Here is a 20,886-nt window from a genome sequence, read left to right as displayed (position 1 = left end):
CTCATTGCGGGACAGGTAAAAGCGGATCAAGTGCTCCTTCGGGCGCTCATCGTCGGCGAAGCGGGCGATCATGTCTTTCAACCCTGCCTCGACCGCAACAAAATCCTGAAGTTGGGTCAGCAGGTCCAGACGCTTGCGATACAGGCTGCGATTGTCCGGCTGCCGGGCAATGACGTGGTCCAACTGCTCTAGCGCCTTGTCAAACCTCCGGTCCCGCATATGCGCGTCAAACAGCACCTGCTGCAACACACCGCTGTCCGGCGTATCGGCGGCAAGCAGACTGGCCCGGTCACGCAAGGCATCGCGCACCGGCCCGTCCGATCTTCAATGCTTTGCTGATACCGCAGGGCAAGGTCGATGATCTGGCTGCGCGGATGGTCGGGTGCCAGCGCGACCGCTTCCTCGCCGTGACGCACAAACTCTTCCCAATTGCGCGCTTCAAACGCGATTTCCGCCAAGACGGTACGACCTTCCAGGTGGTCTGGCACCTGCTCAACAAGGCGCAGGTAATGACCGTAGGCGGCAGCCTCGTCATTCTGGTCCAGCATCAATTCCGCCAGGGTCTCGCGCGCCTTGATATGATTGGGCACCAACGCGAACACGTTGCGCAATTCGATCACGGCGCGGTCGGTATCACCGGCCCCGATCAATTCCATTGCGGAGGCCAGGTACTTCTCGGCTTTCTCCTCGACTGATTGGCAGGCCACAAGAACCAGGCTCAAACCAATGGCCATCCCGAGTTTGCGCACATATTTTAACATATTACATCCGTACTCACACAAAAGCGCCGGCACGTTACCGCGCCGACCCTGACTTCATAGTTTGTGGACAGTTCAATTGAAACAGGGCCATTCCCGTCGCCCGAAAGTCAGACGTTTCACCGACAATGATCCCACGTCCTAGTACCCGGTGGCTTTCAGTACGACCGACACGGTCTTAACCAGCAGGTTCACATCCGTTTGCAGCGACACCGTACGCGCGTATTGATCATCGAAATGAACACGGTCGGCAAAGTTGCAGTTGTTGCGATCCGACACTTGCCACGGACCCGTGATGCCGGGACGCAGCTTGTAATAGGCAGTGCCGGGATACTGCATCTTTTGCGACACCATCATCGGCCGCGGTCCAATCAACGACATCGAACCGGTCAACACGTTCAGCAGCTGCGGCAGCTCGTCCATCGAGGATTTGCGCAGGAACCAACCGGTTTTCGTGATGCGCGGGTCATTCTTGAGCTTTTGCGTCGCATCCCACTCCGCGCGGGCCTTCGGGTTCGCAGCAAGGTAATCCTTCAGACGCGCGTCGGCATCGACAGTCATCGTGCGGATCTTCCAGATGCGAAATGCACGGCCGTTGCGGCCCAGGCGCATCTGGGAATAGATCGGCTTACCACCGTCCAGGTAGACCATCAGAACCATCAGCAGCATCACCGGCAGCACGATAGGCGCCGACGCGATCACCAGCACAAGGTCCAGGCACCGCTTTGCGTACTTGTGATAGAAGCTGTCGAGACGATCATCATGATGACCGGCCTGCAAGACAGCCAGCTGTCCGTCGAAATTAACGGGTTGAATTGTCATAAGAATACCCCCGCCAAGTTAGCAGTAACCTGGCGCGCAAAAAAATTAATTACCATCCGCGTTATTCCTGCGCCTGTCAGCGCCCCTTCAACGTATCTTTACCATTTCTTAACTACCCCCCAAAGAAGAAATCAGCGTGATATTGCTCAATTTACTCAAATTTGAAGAAAAGGATTGTTTCCACTTCGTTTACTTCAACTTATGAGTGCCCGAATTCTCTCCTTTCGGGAAGTAAGGAATACCTTTCCTTAATCATTTGATGCGCCGGTGTCACAACATCCGAATCATCGTTGTCATAGAAATTCCTTAATTAGAACAATACTTTCAGGTCCCGAGAATCGGGTTTTCAATTCGCCTCGACACAATTGCGCAGAATTAATTCCGCGCCGCCGCGCCTTAAACGTCGACCTTCCGACCACCGTTATATGAGCAGTCGAAAGGCCATGTACTGTAGAACAACCGGCTGTGGCGCTTAGGCCGATCCCGGTCGAAGTCATTGACAATTATCGGTGTCCCTGAGGGACTAAAAAATTTGCTTTAGTATATTTAACTACACCGCTTTCAAAAAACGCGGCACCTTCACTCGTCTTCAACTTGGCCCCGCGAGCATACCCGCGGGGTTTCGTAATCAATTGGCCTTATGCAGCGGCCGAAGCCACAACCGGGCCAGCCTTCTTGCGGCGACGCATCACAGCAAGCCCGCCCAGACCGGTCAAAAGCAGCAGACCACCTGCGGGCAGCGGAACGGCCGACACAATGTCGAACGAAATGCTGTTCAGGCGGAAACTGTCACGCCAGCTATCAGCGCCAAATCCGATGATGGATCCGACAATCTGACCAGGCGCAAAATTGAACGTGTACGGGTTTTCGTTGCCGTCACTCAGGTCTTGTTCATAGATCAAGGCCCCGGCTGGCAGGTTCGTGTCCTCGTATACGCCGAAAGCGAACGTATCGGTGCTGTCCCAATACGAGAATGTGACCGATGTGATTTCAACGATCAGGTTGCCGAAATCAATCAGCGCAAACTCGTCAGGACCGCTGCCGTCAATCTTCGTGTTGTCGAGGCACAGGTTCGCAAGGCGGCAATCATACACGCCAAGGCCACCGCTATTGTCCGGGCCTTCCCAGCTGGCTGTCCAGAAGTTCCTGGTGTTCACAATCGTGCCGTCGCTCGACACTTGCACGCCATCGACGCCGACCGACACCTGGCCGTCCGTGCTCGTGTAGCTGTTCGATCCGCGATTGTAGGATTCGTATGTATCAAAGTTGATCGTCGTGGCACCTGCCACGCCAGCGGTTGCTGTCAGGACAGCAGCCACAGATGCTGATCGAAAGGAGTTGTAAAAAGTCATTTTTTTATCCGTACCGCGTTAAACATTGCACCATCAAAAGCACTGGATTTGCGTCACATGAGATCGGCGAAAACTTGCTTACCATTTCGTTAACGCACTTTGTTCATTCAAATCAACCTTGTAAACCGACCGCAGGTTGAAACGGTCGCTTTATCCGCCATTGAAAGACGCTAACATCAACTTGAAATCACAATATACTACTCTTAATTGAATTTATTCCCGCTGGGGGTGTGACCCCGCTGCCTGACGGCAACCTGAATCGAATCGCACAGACCGTAATGCGCGCACATCCGCTCAAGGATGCTCCAATATCCGCCGTTGAGAGATTCGGGGCGATTTCCCTGGCCATGATCGCGCGGCAAAACCATCCGGGCAAAGCGGGCCTGCTGCACAGGTAACGTCAGCCCCCTGCCCCCAATTCCCAATCCTATCGCTGACCGTGGTGCCGCGGTCAGACAACCATCGCCGTTCACCAGCCGCAGCGATGGCGCTAGTTCCAGCCAAAGCGCTTCTCCAACCCGATGAAAATCGTATTGGAACTGCGATCTTCAGCATCATCCTCCGACACATGCACAGAGGAAAACTGCCCCACCAGATCCCAATCCTGAGCCAGATCATGGCGGTACGTCACATCCAGCCCGACGCGCCGGTTATCGACGGCGCCTTCCCCGTCTTCATTTCCATCCCGCACGGTAAACAGCACATCCAGGTTGCCGCGTGATGTCAGCTGCTGGTTAAAGTTCAGGCTCAGCACAGAGTTGATGGTTTGGACATTGTCGCGGGTCGTCGCGGGCGTCTGGGACAAGTCGGCGACAAATCTGGCGCGCGGCATCTCGTATTCCCAATTCAAGCCTACAAGTGGTCGGGTGCCCAACCCGGCCGCGCGCGAGGCGCCGATCGAATACCCCAAGCCGCCACGCGGCAGTTCAAGACTGCGTTGGAACCGAACGGTTGTGCGCCGCCGGTCCACTTCGATGGGACTGTCCCAAACAATGCCTGCGGTTCCGTTGGGCAGCGCCCAGGTCAGCTCACCGTCGACAAACACGCCCTCCGACTGCGTCGTGTCTGCGCCCGTTTCCTCGGCTTCCTGCCAGCCAAGAGCAAACCGCCCGGTCATCGTCTGCGTGATCTCTGACCGCAACTCACCGCCAAGCCGCACGGACCGTGTGTCCAGCGCGCCTGCGCCATCTTCATCAAACTCGGAATACGACCCGATCAGCCCCAGTGTCGTCGTGCGATCCAGCGCGCCGGTAAGGGCAAACCGAAAATCCCGCGAATCCGCATCCAGCAAAGTGGGGTCATCGGTTCCGTCATATGTAATGCGGTCTTGCGACAGGCTGTACGTCGCGCCAAGTGGGCCACCAACGCCCCATGCGCCATCAACGTCAATCCCGGCAAGGCGCCGCGTTCCACCGTCAAAGGTGCTGAAATCGACGCTGTCTGCGCTGACCCCGTCCGCAAACCCCGTGCTGTCCAATTCGATGCTTTCATATGTCAGGCCCGCGCCAAGGCGCGAGCGACCCACATCCCGATCCCATCGCAGCCTGAACTCCGGGTTCTCAACAACGTCATCCGTGTCTTCCCCGAGAACCACGTCCCCCGCGGCTCCAAAAGTCAGACGGTCAATGTCGGTGCGCCGCTCGAGCGCAAAGTCCAGCCGGGTACGGCTGACGAAACGACTGTCACCGTCAACGACAAGGTCAGGGTTGTCAGACCATTCAAGCCCTGTGCGCACGTCCAGCGTTATCCGCTGCGCCCCTTCCGGCACTTCTTGTGCCTGTCCAGTCAGCGCAAGGGCCGAAACACACACAGTGCCCGCCCCAAGCAGTTTAACCCAGTAGAGTGGCGCGCCCGTACCCGCCTGATCGCGCTTCTTACTCGAACAAGCGCCTTTCTGGTACAAGAATAACATCCCCGTCCTTCAGCACTATATCGTTGCTCAATGCCGCCCCGTTTGACAGGGCCCTAAAGTTTATATTTCGAACCGTTTGCAGGCCCGTTTTTTCATCGGTGCGCCGCAGTTGCACGCGTTTGACCGCTGCGAACCGCGTCATCCCGCCGCCCATCGAAAGGGCTTGAAGAATGGTTGTGCCCGGCGGCATCTCGGCAAGCCCCGGCGTGTTGAATTCACCCAGCAGGTAGATGTTGATGGTTTCCGGGTCCAGCTCTTCACGCTCTTCCGGCACCACGAAAACGAACACGTTCGGTTCGTTGGCAAAGTTGTCGGCAATGCCCACACGGATGTTGCGTTCGATTTGCGGGATGGTCAGACCGGCGGCCCGGAGTGTGCCCGCAAACGGAAAACTGAACCGACCATCGGGCAGCACGCGCACCGCTCTGTTCAGGCTTGGGTCTTCGAGAACCTGAATTTCCAGCGTGTCGCCGGTGCGCACGCGATAATTGCTTTGGGCCTCGGCATACGAAAACGTACTCACCAAAACGGCCATGGCGATAAATAGAGTTACAACGATACGCATCACAGGTTTTGTTCCTGTCGGATTTTGTGCTCGGTGCCCTTGTCCTAGGGTCATCAGCATGAACGGCAAAGAAATTTTGTTTCATCCGTGCAGGTTTTGGTGCGTTATGTTCTCTTTTTGACACGCTGGCCAGAAGACGACGCGACGAACACGCAGGCGCCTTGAACGTCTGAGTACGCAGTGCGGGGGCACCGGGTCACCTGTCCTGCCCTTTCAGAACCCTCAAGCGCGGCCCAAGACACCGCGCTCACGAAGATTGGTCATGGGTCGCAGGCTCCGCTGGTCGTTTTCTTGAGCATGTTTGGACGCAGACCCCGAACAAGACAGGGCGCAGTCTTGCCTGGCATTATTTAACATAATATTGAGATCGCTTCTGACTGTGTGCTGCGCACAGACCACCCGCAGACGGTTACCCGTGGGTAACCCTACCGGATGCGTGGCGTGCCGTTCAGCACCCCTTCGAATGCCTTCACCGCCTCTTCCAGCGTCTGCCGAGAGGTGTTGGCAAAGTCGCTGGTGCTGACAATCCGCAACTCGCCATCGCGCGCCGTCACCTTTGTCTTACCGACGAAGAACTCCAGCTTCTGTCGTGGTTCTGGCTTGGACCCGGCCCCCTCCTCCGGCTTTTTGTCACCCGCCAGAAACTCCGTCAGAATACGCGTCTGATGCTCCGCGCTGCCGCACGCGCTCAGCTCTGCCCGCAAGGGAACGATCTGTTGCTCTGACTTGATGGCCCGCGCAACGCTGACGCCGAGGTTCCGAGGGACCGCCTTGGGCCATTTCAGATCATCGCCCAGGACCGTCAGCAGGAAAACAAAGCTGCGGATGTAAGACCTCTTGGTCTTGATCAACGCGCCATAAAGCCTGGACACAAGCTCTGCCGGATCAGTCTCGGGAACGCTGGGATCCTGGGCCGCGGTGATGGCGACCTGCGCCATCTCGGCAAAGGTCAAATCCTCGCGCACGACGTTCTCTTCGACCATATCCACGTAACGCAGCAGCCGGTCCCCGTCACCAGCCTCGACCCGCGCGATCACCTGCGCGAACTGATCATCGCCCGTTTCCGACAGCAACTGGCGCAAGGCCGTCAGGCGCCGCCAACCCTTCTTGAGCTGATATTGCCCCGGCGCAGTCTCGTAGACCTCAATCGGTTCCTTCTGACCTCGCGCACGGATCGAGCTTTTGAGCTCGTCCATCTCTTCGGACACAGCGACCTCCTCCAGCACGAGCCGGTCGCGCGGCAGGTCGTCGGTCAGGACGTTACCCACGGGTAACTCCACCAGCAGAAGGCCGCCTTCTTGCGCGTCACGAAACTTGCGCGCGTCCTCGGCGTTGCGGCGGCGCTGCTCGACCTTGGCTTCGGTCGTATCCGCCAGCGTCTCCGCGGTGTCACGCACCGCCGCGCCCATGGGGCCCGGCGTGCGCGTGCGCTTGGGTGTAGAGGTGTCGGTATCGACGGGCGCAAAGCCGAATTTGTTCGTGCCGCTCATTCTGCCGCCTCCCGCGTGCTGCATGTCCCGGGCCATGCCGTCAGCACGGTGCCCAGGAACTCCCCGTAAGCGCGGTCAAAACTCTGCCGCGCCCGCTTCCAGGTCTCGCGTGTCATCTGCCGATAGTCCTGCTCGTAGACTGACATCTGAAACCGGCCCGACTGCTCGACCGCCCGCGTCATTTCGATGGCGTGCTGACAGACGCTTGATCCGAACACGTTGCGAAACGCATCCATCATCGCGATGTGCAAAGGGTTTGTCGCTTCGAACCGGGTCATGAGCATCCGGATGTCAGCAAACTCTTTCGGCAAGGTTATCCCAGCGTCCGTTGCGTGGGCCGCAAATCCTTCGGAGATGTCGGCCATGGCATCGCCAAGTTGCCCCAGATAGCTGGTGGTGCTGTCATATTCCCAATAGCCGGGACCGGACGGGATGTAGAGGATATCTGCTGCAAAAGCCGCATTTAGAGACTGGTATCCAATGGCCGGCGGGCAGTCGAAGAGGATTATGTCATACTGATCGTCGGGAAGCTCATCGAGGTAGCGGGCGACACAGCCAAAGAAGCTCCACGCCTTGTGCAACGCGCGGTACTGGGCCGAGGCGAACTCGACAAAAGCTGCGTTGGCACAGGACGGGATAATGTCGATGGTTGACCAGCACGTCGGCTGGATAAAGTCCTGAACCCGCTGCGCGCCGATGGACTGCACATCCTGCGGCAGCTCCTCGGACGCAGGGAAGGGGCAGTCGTCCGGATCATCGTAGCCCGCCATGATGCGGTCCGCTTCCTTGCACAGATCGCGGCACATCACGCCCCAGACGGTGTTCCATTCGCGCACATCCGTCAGGCCCATCGAGTGGGTCAGTGTCGCCTGTGGGTCAAAATCGACCAGAAGTACACGGTAGCCGTCGAGTGCTGCCGCATGCGCAAGGTGTTGGGCCACAACCGTCTTGCCAACGCCGCCCTTGAAATTTGACACCGCGACGCGCATCGCACGTCCCGCCGGGCGCGCGGGCAAGAGTGACCGGCCGCGGAAGCGCAGGCGGCGGCGGAGTTCGTTGATGTCCTCGAGCGAGAACCAGCGCTGGCGCCCGTCATCCTGTGTTTCGCCCTGGGGCAGGGAGGGGTCGTCCGACAGCTTCTTGCGCAGGGTGTCTGCGGGGACGTCCAACATGAACTGGCTGATTTCCCAGATCGAGAAGGTGCGCAGCGTTTTCACCTCGCCCGGAGAGAAGGTCGCCTTGCGCACGGCGGCTTGCTGGGCAAGGCTGCGCTCGTTCATGCGCAACAGATCGGAGTGGTTTGGCACGGTGGACCTCGCGTTGTTCTGCTCGGTTTTCGGAATAACGCGATTTTCCAAATACCGCAAAACAAAAAACGCGTGGCTTAGAGCCTGAGCGGGCCTTCGTAGACGGACATGCATCAATTTTCGTGGCTGAACACCGTATTATGGTGTCATTGCGAGCCTGAAACCTACATTTAGGTGACACCGGGCCGCTGATTAGGTGTCATTAGATGTCACCCAATACCATTAGAACCTTTTTCTAAATCATTTTTGAAAGCCACGACACAAAATCCCGCTTTTCCATCTGGCTTGACAGAAAACGGGAATTCAGCGCTAATCATTGCAGAGTTCGAATCGTCCCAAAGAGGACGAACACAGAGGCAGAGAGCAGCATGACAAGCGCCCCCTTGCAGAATGCAACACGCTTGACCGGTCCCGGTGCGGCGTCCTTCAAGTACGACCTGCTGGCCGGGTTGTCGGTGGTCGGTCTGGCCAGTCCGGGTGTCACGATGACATCCATGACCCGACTGATAAGCCTGCTGACCGCACGCTACAACTGGAAGCGGGACGAACTGTGTGTTGGCCAGCGAGAGATGGCGCGGATGTGGTCGGTCAACGAACGCACAGTAAAGCGCGAGATCAAGCGGCTCACCGGGCTGGAGATCCTTGTCTGCACACGTCCTGGCGTGCGGGGCAGGGTGGCCGCGTACCGATTGAACATCGCGCGCATCCTTGAGCTGTCTGAGCCGGGTTGGGCGTTGATCGGGCCGGATTTCGAGCAGCGGATGCGGGAACGGGTTGGCAACACGGCGGTGAAAGTCATCTCGCTTCAGGACTATGTGAACGCAAGGGTTGGTCCGGCAGAGGCGGATGGGCAAGCACCATGGGACCGGGTGCGGGAGGATCTGGCACACACGGACACGGCCGTTTTCGCGGCGTGGTTTGACCGGCTGGAGTTCGAAGGTTTCGTGGACGGGACGCTGACGCTGAAGGCGCCGAGCCGGTTCGTGGAGCGTTACATAGAGACGCATTTGGCGCAGCAATTGCGGTCTGCCGTTGAGACGGAGTTTGGAGCCATGCGCGCGCTGGTCTTTGCCTGACAGGGCAGGGGCGCGCGCCGTGCGCTACTTGTATTCAATCAATCCGCGCGGGCGACCCGCCAGTCGGCGCAGATAGAATTCAAGCGCACCGATGGCTTCGGCAAACTGGCCCAGCACGATCAGCCCGGCCCGTTCCCAATCGGTGCGCCCCCCGCCGCTACGTCGGGCCATGCGCACCGCCCGCAGCGGGTAAACCGCGAAGAGGGCCAATGCCAAGGGCCAAGCAGCAGCGCGAGGGCAATGATTGCCGCGGGCGCGGCGAGCCCCCAGATCAGGACGCGGCGCACGTCGGTGACACAATGCCGTTCCGGTGGGGCGCCGTGCATTGACGCCCCTTCGGCCCAGGCATGACCGGCGCGGCGCGCCCGCGACCAGAACTGGCCAAACCGGGTCATGGCCGCGTCATGCCACGTCATTTCGGCGTCGAGCCGCCAAACCTTCCAGCTGGCGGCCCGCATCCGTACGCACATCTCGGGCTCTTCCCCCGCGATCAGCGTCGGGTTGTAGCCGCCGATGGCCTGTAATGCGGTCATGCGCATCAGAGCGTCGCCACCGCAGGCGCGCGCCTCGCCCAAGGGAACGTCCCATTCCCAATCGCAGAGCCGATTGTAGATCGTGGCATCGGGGAAGCGTTCGCGGCGCCGTCCGAAGACGACACCCACATCCGGGTGGTCGATCAGAAAGGCGCGCGCGGTTTCAAACCAGCCTGACCTGAGTTCGCAATCCCGTCCATGAACTGGACAAACTCGGGCGTCTTACCGTGGACCCGCATCTGTTCAAGTCCCGCATTGCGGGCGCGCGCGGCGGTGAAGGGCTGCGACATGTCGAGGGCGACCACCTCTGCGCCTGCCCGTTGCGCGGCCTCTTGCGAGCCGTCGGTTGAGCCACTGTCGACATAGATGATTCGGGCCGCTGTCTGAACCGACGCGAGGCCGCGAACAAGGCGGTCGCCTTCGTTGCGACCGATGATGATGACACCGAGCGACATGTTACCTTCTGTAAAGCTTTGCGTCCGGGGCCTTGCGGCCACGCGCGATGCGCTGTGACTGCCTGGTGTAGCGAGGACCTGCTGCGCGGTCGTGGTCGTTCGGGGCGCCGGACGTGGCATCGCGGGTGACGGCGACCGGCGCGACGGGGCGCGCGTAACCGGGGCGCAGACGCAGGGCAGGGGGGTCGGGTACCTCTTCGTTGGCGGTGGCCGTGACCCGGCCCAGTTCAAGCCGGCCCAAAGCGCACCGGCCAACAGCCACTTGTCCGGTGTCATGCCCGAATTGGGGATCAAGTCGATGGCCGCAGCTGTCAGCGCGGTGGCGATCACGGCAGTTTCCATGCCGATGCCATCCCGACGCCAGCGCCACAGCAGGAGGATGACCGGTATGAACATGAGCCCGAAGCGCCCGATGAAGCCGAACCAGCCCGAGCGGCTGAGCACGAGGGTCCATTCCCCGTCGGGCACGGCAAATTCGCCATTGCCGAGATAGAGATCGCGCCCCCAGCTGCCCCAGCCGAAGAGCGGGCGTTCTTGCGCGCGGGCCAGCAGCTGTTCCTCGAAATTCAGGCGATAGAGTAAGGAGGCGGCGCGATCTGGGTTCACCTGGGCGGCCAGTTGGACGACCGTTTCGACCGGGATGAGCGACGTGCCGCGGACAATCGGGTAGAGCAGGGCGATGCTGACGACCGAGGCCGTGATCAACAGGAGAACCCAGCGCGGCGCAAAGAGGAGGATGGGGCACAGAAACAGGGCAATCACCAGAGCGCCCAGGGATTTGGTAATCAGCAGTCCCACCACGAGGACGCCCGCCGCCACGAGGAAGCGTGTGCGCATGCGTCCCGTGTGCACCCGTGCCAGACCGGTCGAGATGATCAGTGCCGTCGACATGAAGAGGGCCACCATCAGCCCGTGGCTGAGAAAGACGATGGGCCGAAACCCGTCGCCGCGCACGTGCTGCGACCACAGATGTGCGAAGAACCCGTAAATCCACTGGTTGAGTTGCGGAGACATCCGCGCCTCGAAGATCGCGAGCGGGACGTAGATCAGCCCGCCGATGCAGAAGCCCGCGAGGAGCAGCTTTTGACCTTCGGGATGTGCGAAGAATTTGCGCGCCAGCAGCATCGGGATCAGGGAGACGATGACGACAAGGATGCTGGCGCCCGCGTCCTGCATGCGCAGGCCCGTGATGAATACGTCCTCGCCCACGATGCCCCTGGGCCAATTGTAGATGTCGAGTTCGATGATCGGGTCGCGGTTTGTCACCACCGTCATGACCGCGCCGATCATCGTCAGACCGATCAAGAGCAAGGGCAGGCGCATGCGGGGGATCCAGCCGTCCAGCCACTGCGATGTGCCGGGGTCCGGGGCCGCGATTCCCCCGCGTCCTGCATTCGACGTCCGCGAGATCGCAACAATGGCAATGACCAGAGCGGTGTAGGCGGGGATTGATACCTTGTTGAGTTCGTAAAGGGCGGGCAGGTCGATGGCATGAAGTTCCGGTAGGAACAGATAGCCGCCCAGGATCGTCACCAGGATGGTGATTTGCAGGCCGCGTCCACGGCAGATCAGGCTGACCACGACCGGCCAGCTGAGCAGCGCAAAGACTGGAGGTATCATTTCTGGCGTCCGCGGTTTACGTCATGCTGCATCGAGACCATCGTATTCAAAATTCTGTTTTTTGTGTGGTTCAAACGGTTTTCAAAAGGGCTTATTGCACAATTTTTGCAATATGCGGGTGTTCCATTTCCGCACGCAGACAGTTTAGGGCGATTATGGTCGGTCTGCCAAGGGCAGGGCGGCGTGCGACCATCGTGGACGGGGCGCGGGATGCGATATGCGCTTGCCTGTGGCTCTTGGGATCTGATCTGATCGCGCGATTTGGTGCGGTGCCGAGGTGCCGTGATTCAGGTCGGTTTCGATGCGGGATCAAATCTGCGGCGCGCGGGAATGCCACGCCAGATTGAAATGGGGCGGTCAGCGGTGCAATTCGGGCAACAATCCGGGTGCTGCGCACGGTTTTGTGGCTGCGATAAACCTTGTCGCAAAATGATGTTAGGTGATACAGTCGCCAAGCCTGTAAGAGCAGAATACAAAAGACAGTTTAGTTCAGAGCATTCGGATAGTTCCTTGAAAACGGACCTTTATCTACAGCATTTCCAGTTCCGGGAACGCCCCTTCGCGCTTCTGCCGGATCCGGATTTTATTTACTGGTCCAAAGGGCATACGCGCGCCTTTTCCGTTCTGGAATACGGGTTGATCACGCAGGCGCCCATCACCGTGCTGACCGGCGAAGTGGGCGCGGGTAAAACCACGCTGCTGCAGGCGCTGATTGCGCAGATCAATGGTGAGGTCGTTGTCGGGCTGATTTCGAATGCGCAGGGGGGACGGGGCGAGCTGTTGCGGTGGGTGCTGAATGCCTTTGACCAGCAGGCCGACCCGACGGCTGACTATGTGGCCCTGCACCAGCAATTCGTGGATTTCGTCATCGGGCAATATGCGGCGGGCCATTCGGTGTTGCTGATCATTGACGAGGCACAGAACCTGTCATCGGAAACGCTGGAAGAGCTGCGGATGCTCACCAATGTCAATTCAGGCAAGGATGAGCTGTTGCAGCTTGTTCTGCTCGGCCAACCGGAGCTGCGCGAGATGATTTCGCAGCCCGAATTGCGCCAGTTCGCGCAACGGGTGTCCGTCAGTTATCACCTTGACCCGATGGACCGGTGCACAAGCCGCGCCTACATTGCGTCGCGCTTGCAGCATGTCGGGGGCAGCGGCGAAGAGTTCACCGAAGACGCCATGACGCTGATCCATCAGATCAGTGGCGGTATCCCCCGCGAGATCAACAAGATCTGCGACCTTGCGCTTGTCTACGCCGTGAGTGCCGACAAGACCGTGGTTGATGCAACGTTGATCGAAGAATTGCTGGCGGACGGCGTGATCCTGACCGCACCGATCCGGCCCTTGTTTCTGTCCAACCGATATGCGGTTCCGATGCCTGGGCCGCGCACCGGGGAGGCGGCCGAATGACCCTGCCGCTGCGTTTTTACTGGATGCTGCTGTTGCGCCGAATGCCGCTGATGATGCTGATCGTTCTGGTATGTTCGGGGTTGGCGGTTTTTGCCGCGTTCAAATTGCCGCCGGTCTATTCGTCCATGGCGCGCCTTCAGGTCGAAGCGCCCAAGATCACGATCGAACTGGGCCGTAATGTTGTGGAGACGGAAGCCGGCGAACAGTTGCAGGTGATTGAAGAGCAATTGCTGACGCGGGCCAACCTGCTTGATATTGCGCAGAAATACGAGGTTTTCGAAGATATCGACGCGATGACGCCGGACAGAATTGTCGAGGCCATGCGTGAAAGCACCAGCATCCGCCGGTCCAGCGGGAACAACCAGGCGACGCTGATGTCGATTTCGTTCAGCGCCTCGCGCGGGTCGGTCGCGGCCGAGGTTGTCAACGATTACGTGACGCTGGTGCTGGAGGCCAACAGCTTCTTCCGCCGGGAACGGGTTGAAAACACCGTATCCTTTTTTGCGCAGGAAACTGACCGGCTGGCGGATGAAATTGATGCGCAATCCAATCGGATCATCGCGTTCAAGAATGCAAATGTGGACGCCCTGCCCGAAGACCTTCTGTATCGGCAAGACCGCCAATCCACCTTGCAGGAGCGGCTAAGTCGGCTTGAGCAAGACCGCGCGTCGATAGTGAGCAATCGCAGCGAGATGATTGCGGTGTTTGAAGCGACAGGGCGGCTTGGATCAACCGTGCGTCGGGAACTGTCACCCGAAGAACGGCGCCTGCAAGACCTGGAACTGGAACTGGCCGAGGCGCGCACGATCTATTCTGAAACAAATCCCCGTTTGGTCCAGATCGTCGGTCAGATCGAACAGCTGGAACGCAGCATTGCAGGGGCAGGGCCCAGGGACGAAACGGATGCCGAAAGTTCCGAGCCGTCGTTCCTGGACCTGCAACTGACCGAGATGGACCAGCGCATTCAGGAAATCGACCTTGAGATCGTCCGCATCAATGCCGAGCTGGAGAAGCTGGCGCGCGCCTTGGCGGCAACTGCGACCAACTCGATCACGCTGGAGCGTTTGGAGCGCGATCTGGAGAGCATTCGCACGCGTTACAACACGTCGGTGAACAACCTGAACCAGGCGCGCATGGCCGAACGGGTGGAGGTCAACGCCCAGGGCCAGCGCATCAGTTTGATTGAGGGCGCTGTCGTGCCGCAAGTGCCATCCGGTCCGCCGCGCATGAAAATCGCGGTCGCCGGTGTAGGGGCGGTATGATGCTTGCCATTGGCCTCTTTGTTCTGTTCGAGCTTCTGAACCAGAAAATCCGGCACCCAAACGAACTGCAATCGCGCTTCAACATCGTCCCGATCGGTGTCGTCCCACATTTGGACACGCGGGCGGAGCGGATTCGGCGCCGGATCCTCAAAGTGGTGGCGATGTTGGCGGTTGTCGCGCTGGTGCCAGCCGGATTGTATTACGTTCACACAGAGGTCATGCCGCTTGAGATAATTGCAAACAAGATTTTGGCCCGGTTGGGATTGATTTAGGACGTCGCAGCGGGACGGCTGCAATGGAGCGGACATAGTATGGAAAACTTCAGGCCGCTTTGGCACGGGCGCGGTCCCAACGGTCGGACAGCGTACCGGTCAGACCACGCTCCGGCACACAGCCTGCGTCTTCGGCGGCATGGGACGATCTGGAGACAGTGCACCTGTCCGATGCGACCTTGCGCAAGCACCGCGTCGTGTCGCAAGCGCCGGACACGAGTGCGGCATCATTTGACGTTTTGCGCACGAAAACACTGTTGCAGATGCAGCAAAACGGGTGGAGCCGGTTGGCGATCACGTCCCCGAACCGGCGAGCGGCAAGACGACGATTGCGTGCAACCTGGCCCTGGGCCTCGGGCGCGCAAACAACCTGCGCACAATGCTTTTTGATTTCGATCTTGGCGATCCTTCGATCCATACGTTTTTGGGCCTGGAAAGTCGCCACAGTCTGAAGTCCGTTCTGACCGGGCGGGTGCCCCTTGCGGAACATGCGAAGCGGATCAGGGAGAATGTGGGTGTCGTCATCTCGCCGCAACCGGAACCCGACCCGAACAAGCTGATCCTTTCGGATGAAATCGGTGAATTTCTTGACGGTGTTCAAGACATGTACAAGCCCGATGTGATGATTTTCGACCTGCCTGCCATCTTGAGTGGGGATCACGCGCGTGCGTTTCTGAAAAACACCGATTGCGCGTTGATCGTCGCGTTGGCCGAGAAGACACGGTTCAGCCAGCTGGACGTATGCGAACGGGAAGTCGCGGAAAGCACGAACGTCCTGGGCGTCGTCGTGAACGGCTGCCATCCCAGTGCAGTGAAGGCGGAATAAGGCGTGATGACCGTGGGCCGCGACCCGATGAGAGCCCGTTTGGCATGATCGGTGTCATCCGGCGGCAGTTGTCTGGCGACGGAATGGGCGCGCGGGTCATGCGCGGGTCCTTCCTGACCTTTCTGGGCTTTGGGGGCGGACAGTTTCTGCGTCTTCTGTCAAACCTGATCCTGACCCGGCTTTTGTTCCCCGAAGCCTTTGGCCTGATGGCCATCCTGTCCCTTTTTCTGGCCGGGATGCAGATGTTTTCAGACATTGGCCTGAGTGCCAGCATCGTCCAGTCAAAGCGCGGGAATGACCCGGTGTTTCTGAACACGGCCTGGACATTGCAGGTGATGCGCGGCGTGCTGCTGGGCCTGATCTGCTGCGTGATTGCAGGCCCGGTGGCGCAGTTCTACCAAGAGCCGATCCTGTACGAATTGATGTTCGGCCTCGCCTTTACCGTTTTCATCATGGAGATGCGGTCCACCAAGATCGGCACCGCGTCGCGCAACATCCATCTGGGGCGGGTGACGTTCCTGGATCTGGGGTGCCAGATCGTGGCGATTGTGGTGATGGTGGTCGTGGCGTGGATCTGGGAAACGGTCTGGGCCCTTGTGGTAGGGATGATGGTGCAACAGGCGCTGCATGCCGTTCTGTCGCATCTGGTGCTGCCGGGTCATCCGAACCGCCTGCAATTGGAAAAAGCGGCTTTCGTTGAGCTGTTTAACTTCGGCAAGTACCTGTTTGTCAGTTCAGGGCTGACTTTCATCATCGAAAACGGCGACCGCATGTTGCTGTCGAAGTTTTTTACGTTGGCCAATCTGGGTTTTTACAACATCGCGTATTTTTTTGGTTCAGTGCCTGTGATCCTGATGGGCAACCTCGCGGTGCGGGTGGTCTATCCGCTCTATTCGGCGCGTCCGCCCGCAGAGTCCGAGGCCAACCGCAGGGCCTTGTCCAAGGCGCGGTTCGGGCTGACCGGCTTTCTGTTCGCGATCCAGTTCGGGCTGGCGCTTTTGGGCGTGTGGCTGATCGAGTTGTTGTACACAACCGAGTATTGGGCAGCGGGGCCTATTCTGGTGGTGATGAGTGTGTCGCTCATGCCCAGCCTGATCATTCGCGGCCATGCCTTTGTGCTCCTGTCGGCTGGTCGGTCCGGCCTTTTCACGGCCTATCAGGCGTTGCGCGCGGTGCTGCAGACCGGGCTTCTGGCGCTGGGTGTCATACATTTCGGCTTGATTGGCGCATTGGCGGCGCAACCCATCGCGGCTATCCTGAGTTACCCGGTGCTTTATCGCATGATCCGGCCTTATCGTGCCGAGGATCCGCTGCATGACGGGTTCTTTATGGCGCTGACGGTCCTTTGCGGCGCCTTCGTGTTTTGGATCAATCAAGAGGCGTTGCTGCGGGTGCTGGCGATCCAGTGATCAGTCGCCGCGCACCCCGCTTGGGGCGTAGCCGGTCACGACTTGCCACACCGTCTCCTGCATGGCCGCGGCAAGCTCCGGTCCCGGATCGTCGGCGGGCGTGCCATCGGATTTCAGCAGGGCATGGGGAAGGCCCACCGGGCTGCGACCGTAGAGCACTGCGTAGTGGGTCAGGGCCATCAGATAGGCGCCGTAATCGTTGAAGTGGATCGTGTCGAAAAACAGATCCTCGTGCGTTTTGACCGGTCCGATGCCCCCCGCGTCCTGCAGTCGGCGCGCAAAAGCGGCCATGACCTGCCCGCCGGGGATGACGTAAATCGGTTGGGTCACATCGTCATGGGCGAGCGCGCGGCGCAGGATTTCGGTTTCCCAGTACCGGTCGAGGTCCAGGTCCAGGCGGGTCAGCCATCCTTCGGGGTCATCCAGGTTGTGCCACGTTTCGTACAGGTAGATCCTAGTTTGCGGATTGCCGTCCCACGCGGCTGTGGCCCATTTGTGCAGGTAATCCTGGGGGTTGTGATACTTGATGCTGTCCCGGATCTCGACCGATTCCGTCAGCACGAGCGCGTCATAGGATCCTTCGGCCAGTGCGGCGTGCGGGTCGCGGTATTGTACGTGCTGGTTTTCCTGTTCGAACCCTTTGACCGGCATGTCCGGTTCCCAGTGTTCGCGCAGCATCGACCCCCAGCCCAGTTGGCTGTTGAAGCTGTGATCGGCGCCGCCAAGCTGTTCGAGCATGACCGGCATGTCGCGTCCGACAAGGCTGTGGCCCAGGTGGTAGACGCTCAGGCCGGACGTCGCTGGCGCAAGCGGGGTTTCGTAAAGCGCATTGAACTCGGCCTCGGCCAGCGGGTCGGGCACGCCGCACCTGCTTGTCAGGCCGCAGGCCGACAAAAAGAGAAAAAGCAGTGTGGCGGATTTGCGTTTCAGGCGGTGGAAGATCATGGAAACAATGTGCTTTGGTGACAATAATCGCTGCTTTAGATATGTGATTGATCAATGGGTTATTGCAAGTCCGGTGAACGGGCTGCGTTTTGTTTTACGACGACGGACCGTATTATTTTATGACGAAATCTGGGAAATTGTTGATCTATGCGCCTGTGCCGCTGGTGAAGACGGATACGGGGCTGCATCTGGAAAGCCAGGCCTGCAACGGGTTGCGGTTGTGGGCGGAGCATTTCGACGAGGTTGTCTGTATGAACCCGGTGACGTCCGGTGCGTTGCCGGATGGGTGGATCCCGATCAGTGATACCGATCTGGACATGGCGCGTATTCGTCTTGTGCCGCTGCCCATGGCGTACCGTCCGGACCAGTTCGCGCGGCATTATCGGGCCTGTCGAGACGTGATCCGGGACGAGATTGCCAAGGCCGACTACCTCAGTTTTGCCATTGGTGGCCTGACGGGTGATTGGGGATCCGTTGCCGCGTGGCAGGCGCACCGCGCGGGTTTGCCCTTTGCGATCTGGACGGACCGGGTGGAATCCGAAGTTGTGCGTCGTACAGCGTCGAGCAATGATCTGTGGCGTCGCCGTGTGCGTGCGCGGCTGGAGCATCGGCTGATGTGGTGGTGGGAAAAATTCATCATCCGACGCGCTACTCTGGGTCTGTTTCACGGCAAGGAAACCTTTGACACCTACGCGCCCTATTGTGAGCAGCCGCAGCTTGTCCATGATATCCACCTGAGCAAATCCGATCACATCGCGCCCGAACAGGTGCAGGCGAAAGTCGCCGGGGTTGCAGATGGGCCGCTCCACATCGTCTATACGGGCCGCGCCAGCGCCATGAAAGGGCCGCAGGATTGGGTTGCCGTGCTGGCCCGTCTGAACGCGCAGGGCGTTGATTTTCGGGCAACCTGGTTGGGCGATGGGCCTGACCTAGCCGAGATGAAGGCGCTGGTCGCCGCATCGGGGATCGAGGCGAAGGTGCACTTTGCCGGATTTGTGGATGACCGTGACGTCGTCATGCAGCACCTGCGGGACGCGCATATCTTTCTGTTTTGTCACAAGACGCCGGAATCGCCCCGCTGTTTGATCGAGGCGCTTGTGTCGGCCACGCCGATTGTGGGCTACGACGGGTCGTATCCCAGCGATCTGATCGCAGCGCATCAGGGTGGTCGGTTGGTGCCGCTGGATGATGTGGCAGCGCTGGCGGAGGCCGTGGTGGCGCTGGATCAGGACCGGGTTGCGCTGGCTGACCTGATCAAACGTGCAGCCCGGGACGGTGAGCCGTTTGACGAGGACAGCGTCTTTGAACACCGCAGCGAGATCATAAAGGCCTGCCTGTAGCGCGTTATTCGGCTGGAATGAACACCAGCGACAGGTAGACCCCGAGGTGGGTTTCAATCGACTGTGCATGCAGCTTCGGCAGCAGGGGTTTGACCGCCGGGTGCGTGCTGTCCACGCGCATGTGCGATCCGTCGAATTGGATGGACAGGTCGGTGAACTCCAGCCGTTGCCCGGTGATCGGGAACTGCGCTTTGTAGACCGCTTCCTTGGACGAAAAGATGCGTTTTGCAGTTGCGCCGTCATGGGCGCGGGCGCGTTCGGCGGGTGTCAGCACCACGTCCCAGAGGTCGTGGGGCAGGGGGGTCGCGTCTTCGAGGTCGATGCCGATGGAACGCGCTGCGGTGCTGCGGGTGACAATGGCGAGGGCGGCTTGCGATGTGTGCGTGATGGATCCGACGAGGCCATCAGGCCAGCGCGGTGCGCGGTTGCCTTGCATGGGGATGCTGCCGCAGGCAGGCCAAGCTGTGCCATCGCCTGACGGGCGGCGGCCCGACCGGCGGAAAACTCGCGCAAGCGCGTGCCGATCATGCCCGTCGTTGCGGCACGTTCTTGTGGCAGTATGGCGGCTGTGGGCGCGGACGGGTCCGCGACCCCAGCAGCGGCGCCGTCCGGCATATACTGCGCGGCGATGTCGGCCAGCCGCGCGAGATTTATCATCTGCCCTTGCGGCGTGCAGCGCGCATCGCGCGGCGTTGGGCCATGGCATCGGTGCGGGATGGCGCGGGTTCGGCGCCGGCGGCCCCTCCGCCGACGGTTTCGGGCACCTTTGCGGGCTGCGGGGCTGTGGCCGCCGGTTTGGGGGCTGGCGACTCCAGCTTGCTTTGAACTGCCTTGGCAAGATCGCCCAGAACGGGGAAGCGGAAGATGTCCGTGATCGACAGTTTGGTGACGCCCAGCTGTGCCTTGATCTCGCGGTGGGCCTGTACGGCAAGCAGGGAGTGCCCGCCCAGATCAAAGAAGCTGTCGCGCGCCGAGATGTCCGAAACACCCAGGATCGACGTCCATATGCCGCTGATCGCGGCGGTGACGTTCCCGTCAAAGCCCGGAGCGTTGTTCGCGGCGGTTGCTGGTGCGCTGTCCGTGGCGGCGGGCGTCAATGGTTTGGGCCGCGCTGGCGCGGTGGGAGCGGGCAGGGCCTTGCGGTCGACCTTTTTATTGGGGGTGAGCGGGAAGCTGTCGAGTGTCACGAAGCGACCCGGGATCATGTGGGCAGGGAGCACCTCGGCCAGGGCCACCTTCAGGGCAGGTTCTTCCGGGCTGCCATCGGCCAGCAGATACGCCACGAGTTGCTGGACGCCTGGGATGTCCTCGCGGACGATCGCCACCGACTGGCGAACACCGTCCAACCCGTCGATGGCCGTCTCGATCTCGCCCAGTTCGATCCTGTAGCCGCGCAGTTTGACCTGGAAGTCGGCGCGCCCGAGGAAGTCCAGTTCTCCGCTTGGCAGCCAACGGGCCAGATCGCCGGTTGCATACATCCGGGCGTCGTCTTTGGCCGAGAACGGGTCCGGCACGAAACGCTCGGCGGTGAG

Annotated in this window: 18 protein-coding genes and 2 pseudogenes; 7 read left to right on the top strand and 13 right to left on the bottom strand. The window is 60.0% G+C overall.

What is annotated here, in order from left to right:
• Positions 1–188: 188 nt before the first annotated feature.
• From BWR18_RS22185 to BWR18_RS21045, 7 genes are all read right to left on the bottom strand, one after another.
• Positions 189–761, bottom strand: coding sequence for a tetratricopeptide repeat protein (locus tag BWR18_RS22185; protein ID WP_076630915.1), 573 nt, complete (start codon positions 759–761; stop codon positions 189–191).
• A 138-nt stretch (positions 762–899) separates the two neighbouring features.
• Positions 900–1,580: a sugar transferase gene (locus BWR18_RS21070; RefSeq protein WP_076630912.1), complete on the bottom strand. Its 681-nt coding sequence runs from the start codon at positions 1,578–1,580 to the stop codon at positions 900–902.
• A 638-nt stretch (positions 1,581–2,218) separates the two neighbouring features.
• Positions 2,219–2,932 (bottom strand): VPLPA-CTERM sorting domain-containing protein, encoded by a 714-nt coding sequence (locus BWR18_RS21065; RefSeq protein WP_076630910.1) that lies wholly within the window; start codon positions 2,930–2,932, stop codon positions 2,219–2,221.
• 490 nt (positions 2,933–3,422) lie between these two features.
• Positions 3,423–4,844, bottom strand: a complete 1,422-nt coding sequence (locus BWR18_RS21060) for a hypothetical protein (RefSeq protein ID WP_157598981.1) — start codon at positions 4,842–4,844, stop codon at positions 3,423–3,425.
• Positions 4,807–5,409, bottom strand: coding sequence for a polysaccharide biosynthesis/export family protein (locus BWR18_RS21055; protein ID WP_076630905.1), 603 nt, complete (start codon positions 5,407–5,409; stop codon positions 4,807–4,809). Before BWR18_RS21055 ends, BWR18_RS21060 begins: the two co-directional genes overlap by 38 nt.
• A gap of 425 nt (positions 5,410–5,834) precedes the next feature.
• Positions 5,835–6,899 (bottom strand): ParB N-terminal domain-containing protein, encoded by a 1,065-nt coding sequence (locus tag BWR18_RS21050; RefSeq protein ID WP_076630902.1) that lies wholly within the window; start codon positions 6,897–6,899, stop codon positions 5,835–5,837.
• Positions 6,896–8,206: an AAA family ATPase gene (locus BWR18_RS21045; protein ID WP_438873658.1), complete on the bottom strand. Its 1,311-nt coding sequence runs from the start codon at positions 8,204–8,206 to the stop codon at positions 6,896–6,898. The genes BWR18_RS21050 and BWR18_RS21045 overlap by 4 nt, the downstream gene beginning before the upstream one ends.
• A gap of 368 nt (positions 8,207–8,574) precedes the next feature.
• On the opposite strand from BWR18_RS21045, the gene BWR18_RS21040 reads away from it, so the two are divergent.
• On the top strand, positions 8,575–9,282 hold the full coding sequence (locus tag BWR18_RS21040) for a DnaA N-terminal domain-containing protein (protein WP_076630899.1): 708 nt from the start codon (positions 8,575–8,577) through the stop codon (positions 9,280–9,282).
• 24 nt (positions 9,283–9,306) lie between these two features.
• Here BWR18_RS21040 and BWR18_RS21035 read toward each other — a convergent pair.
• Positions 9,307–10,270: pseudogene (locus tag BWR18_RS21035) on the bottom strand (glycosyltransferase family 2 protein).
• Positions 10,271–12,400: 2,130 nt separating this feature from the next.
• On the opposite strand from BWR18_RS21035, the gene BWR18_RS21030 reads away from it, so the two are divergent.
• The 3 genes from BWR18_RS21030 to BWR18_RS21020 are packed head-to-tail and all read left to right on the top strand — an operon-like array spanning position 12,401 to position 14,834.
• Positions 12,401–13,300: an ExeA family protein gene (locus BWR18_RS21030; RefSeq protein WP_076630897.1), complete on the top strand. Its 900-nt coding sequence runs from the start codon at positions 12,401–12,403 to the stop codon at positions 13,298–13,300.
• On the top strand, positions 13,297–14,562 hold the full coding sequence (locus tag BWR18_RS21025; RefSeq protein ID WP_076630894.1) for a GumC family protein: 1,266 nt from the start codon (positions 13,297–13,299) through the stop codon (positions 14,560–14,562). The genes BWR18_RS21030 and BWR18_RS21025 overlap by 4 nt, the downstream gene beginning before the upstream one ends.
• On the top strand, positions 14,559–14,834 hold the full coding sequence (locus BWR18_RS21020) for a hypothetical protein (RefSeq protein WP_076630891.1): 276 nt from the start codon (positions 14,559–14,561) through the stop codon (positions 14,832–14,834). The genes BWR18_RS21025 and BWR18_RS21020 overlap by 4 nt, the downstream gene beginning before the upstream one ends.
• A gap of 49 nt (positions 14,835–14,883) precedes the next feature.
• Here BWR18_RS21020 and BWR18_RS22180 read toward each other — a convergent pair whose 3' ends face one another.
• Positions 14,884–15,081, bottom strand: coding sequence for a hypothetical protein (locus BWR18_RS22180; RefSeq protein WP_254685029.1), 198 nt, complete (start codon positions 15,079–15,081; stop codon positions 14,884–14,886).
• Between the two features lie 30 nt (positions 15,082–15,111).
• Here BWR18_RS22180 and BWR18_RS21015 point away from each other — a divergent pair, with 30 nt between their 5' ends.
• Together BWR18_RS21015 and BWR18_RS21010 are read left to right on the top strand one after the other, a co-directional pair.
• A complete protein-coding gene (locus BWR18_RS21015) occupies positions 15,112–15,660 on the top strand; it encodes a tyrosine-protein kinase family protein (RefSeq protein WP_254685028.1) in 549 nt (182 codons plus the stop codon).
• 44 nt (positions 15,661–15,704) lie between these two features.
• Complete coding sequence (locus BWR18_RS21010) at positions 15,705–17,069, top strand: oligosaccharide flippase family protein (RefSeq protein WP_172839445.1); 1,365 nt, start codon at positions 15,705–15,707, stop codon at positions 17,067–17,069.
• Here BWR18_RS21010 and BWR18_RS21005 read toward each other — a convergent pair whose 3' ends face one another.
• On the bottom strand, positions 17,070–18,014 hold the full coding sequence (locus tag BWR18_RS21005; protein ID WP_076630888.1) for a hypothetical protein: 945 nt from the start codon (positions 18,012–18,014) through the stop codon (positions 17,070–17,072).
• Between the two features lie 119 nt (positions 18,015–18,133).
• Between BWR18_RS21005 and BWR18_RS21000 the strand changes: the two genes are divergently transcribed.
• Positions 18,134–19,354 carry a glycosyltransferase gene (locus BWR18_RS21000; RefSeq protein WP_076630943.1) on the top strand — a complete coding sequence of 407 codons (1,221 nt, stop codon included), beginning with the start codon at positions 18,134–18,136 and terminating at the stop codon, positions 19,352–19,354.
• A 4-nt stretch (positions 19,355–19,358) separates the two neighbouring features.
• Here BWR18_RS21000 and BWR18_RS21940 read toward each other — a convergent pair whose 3' ends face one another.
• The 3 genes and pseudogenes from BWR18_RS21940 to BWR18_RS21980 form a co-directional block, all read right to left on the bottom strand.
• Positions 19,359–19,790, bottom strand: a complete 432-nt coding sequence (locus BWR18_RS21940) for a 4'-phosphopantetheinyl transferase family protein (RefSeq protein WP_076630885.1) — start codon at positions 19,788–19,790, stop codon at positions 19,359–19,361.
• Positions 19,767–19,882: pseudogene (locus BWR18_RS22460) on the bottom strand (4'-phosphopantetheinyl transferase family protein); the annotation flags it as partial. The pseudogene BWR18_RS22460 and the gene BWR18_RS21940, both read right to left, overlap by 24 nt.
• A gap of 125 nt (positions 19,883–20,007) precedes the next feature.
• Positions 20,008–20,868: a non-ribosomal peptide synthetase gene (locus BWR18_RS21980; protein ID WP_076630941.1), complete on the bottom strand. Its 861-nt coding sequence runs from the start codon at positions 20,866–20,868 to the stop codon at positions 20,008–20,010.
• Positions 20,869–20,886 lie beyond the last annotated feature (18 nt).

The sequence above is a fragment of the Tateyamaria omphalii genome (genome assembly GCF_001969365.1).
Taxonomy (GTDB): Bacteria; Pseudomonadota; Alphaproteobacteria; order Rhodobacterales; family Rhodobacteraceae; genus Tateyamaria; species Tateyamaria omphalii_A.
The sequence above is the reverse complement of the archived record's forward strand: the minus strand, read 5'-3'. Positions and strand labels throughout refer to the sequence as shown.

What these genes read in the sequence shown, in the direction of transcription:
- BWR18_RS21065 (WP_076630910.1), bottom strand. Translation starts at nt 2,932, where the DNA reads ATGACTTTTTACAACTCCTTTCGATCAGCATCTGTGGCTGCTGTCCTG.
- BWR18_RS21025 (WP_076630894.1), top strand. Translation starts at nt 13,297, where the DNA reads ATGACCCTGCCGCTGCGTTTTTACTGGATGCTGCTGTTGCGCCGAATG.
- BWR18_RS21000 (WP_076630943.1), top strand. Translation starts at nt 18,134, where the DNA reads ATGACGAAATCTGGGAAATTGTTGATCTATGCGCCTGTGCCGCTGGTG.
- BWR18_RS21010 (WP_172839445.1), top strand. Translation starts at nt 15,705, where the DNA reads ATGATCGGTGTCATCCGGCGGCAGTTGTCTGGCGACGGAATGGGCGCG.
- BWR18_RS21070 (WP_076630912.1), bottom strand. Translation starts at nt 1,580, where the DNA reads ATGACAATTCAACCCGTTAATTTCGACGGACAGCTGGCTGTCTTGCAG.
- BWR18_RS21060 (WP_157598981.1), bottom strand. Translation starts at nt 4,844, where the DNA reads ATGTTATTCTTGTACCAGAAAGGCGCTTGTTCGAGTAAGAAGCGCGAT.
- BWR18_RS21040 (WP_076630899.1), top strand. Translation starts at nt 8,575, where the DNA reads ATGACAAGCGCCCCCTTGCAGAATGCAACACGCTTGACCGGTCCCGGT.
- BWR18_RS21005 (WP_076630888.1), bottom strand. Translation starts at nt 18,014, where the DNA reads ATGATCTTCCACCGCCTGAAACGCAAATCCGCCACACTGCTTTTTCTC.
- BWR18_RS21050 (WP_076630902.1), bottom strand. Translation starts at nt 6,899, where the DNA reads ATGAGCGGCACGAACAAATTCGGCTTTGCGCCCGTCGATACCGACACC.
- BWR18_RS21055 (WP_076630905.1), bottom strand. Translation starts at nt 5,409, where the DNA reads ATGCGTATCGTTGTAACTCTATTTATCGCCATGGCCGTTTTGGTGAGT.
- BWR18_RS21940 (WP_076630885.1), bottom strand. Translation starts at nt 19,790, where the DNA reads ATGCAAGGCAACCGCGCACCGCGCTGGCCTGATGGCCTCGTCGGATCC.
- BWR18_RS22185 (WP_076630915.1), bottom strand. Translation starts at nt 761, where the DNA reads ATGTTAAAATATGTGCGCAAACTCGGGATGGCCATTGGTTTGAGCCTG.
- BWR18_RS21020 (WP_076630891.1), top strand. Translation starts at nt 14,559, where the DNA reads ATGATGCTTGCCATTGGCCTCTTTGTTCTGTTCGAGCTTCTGAACCAG.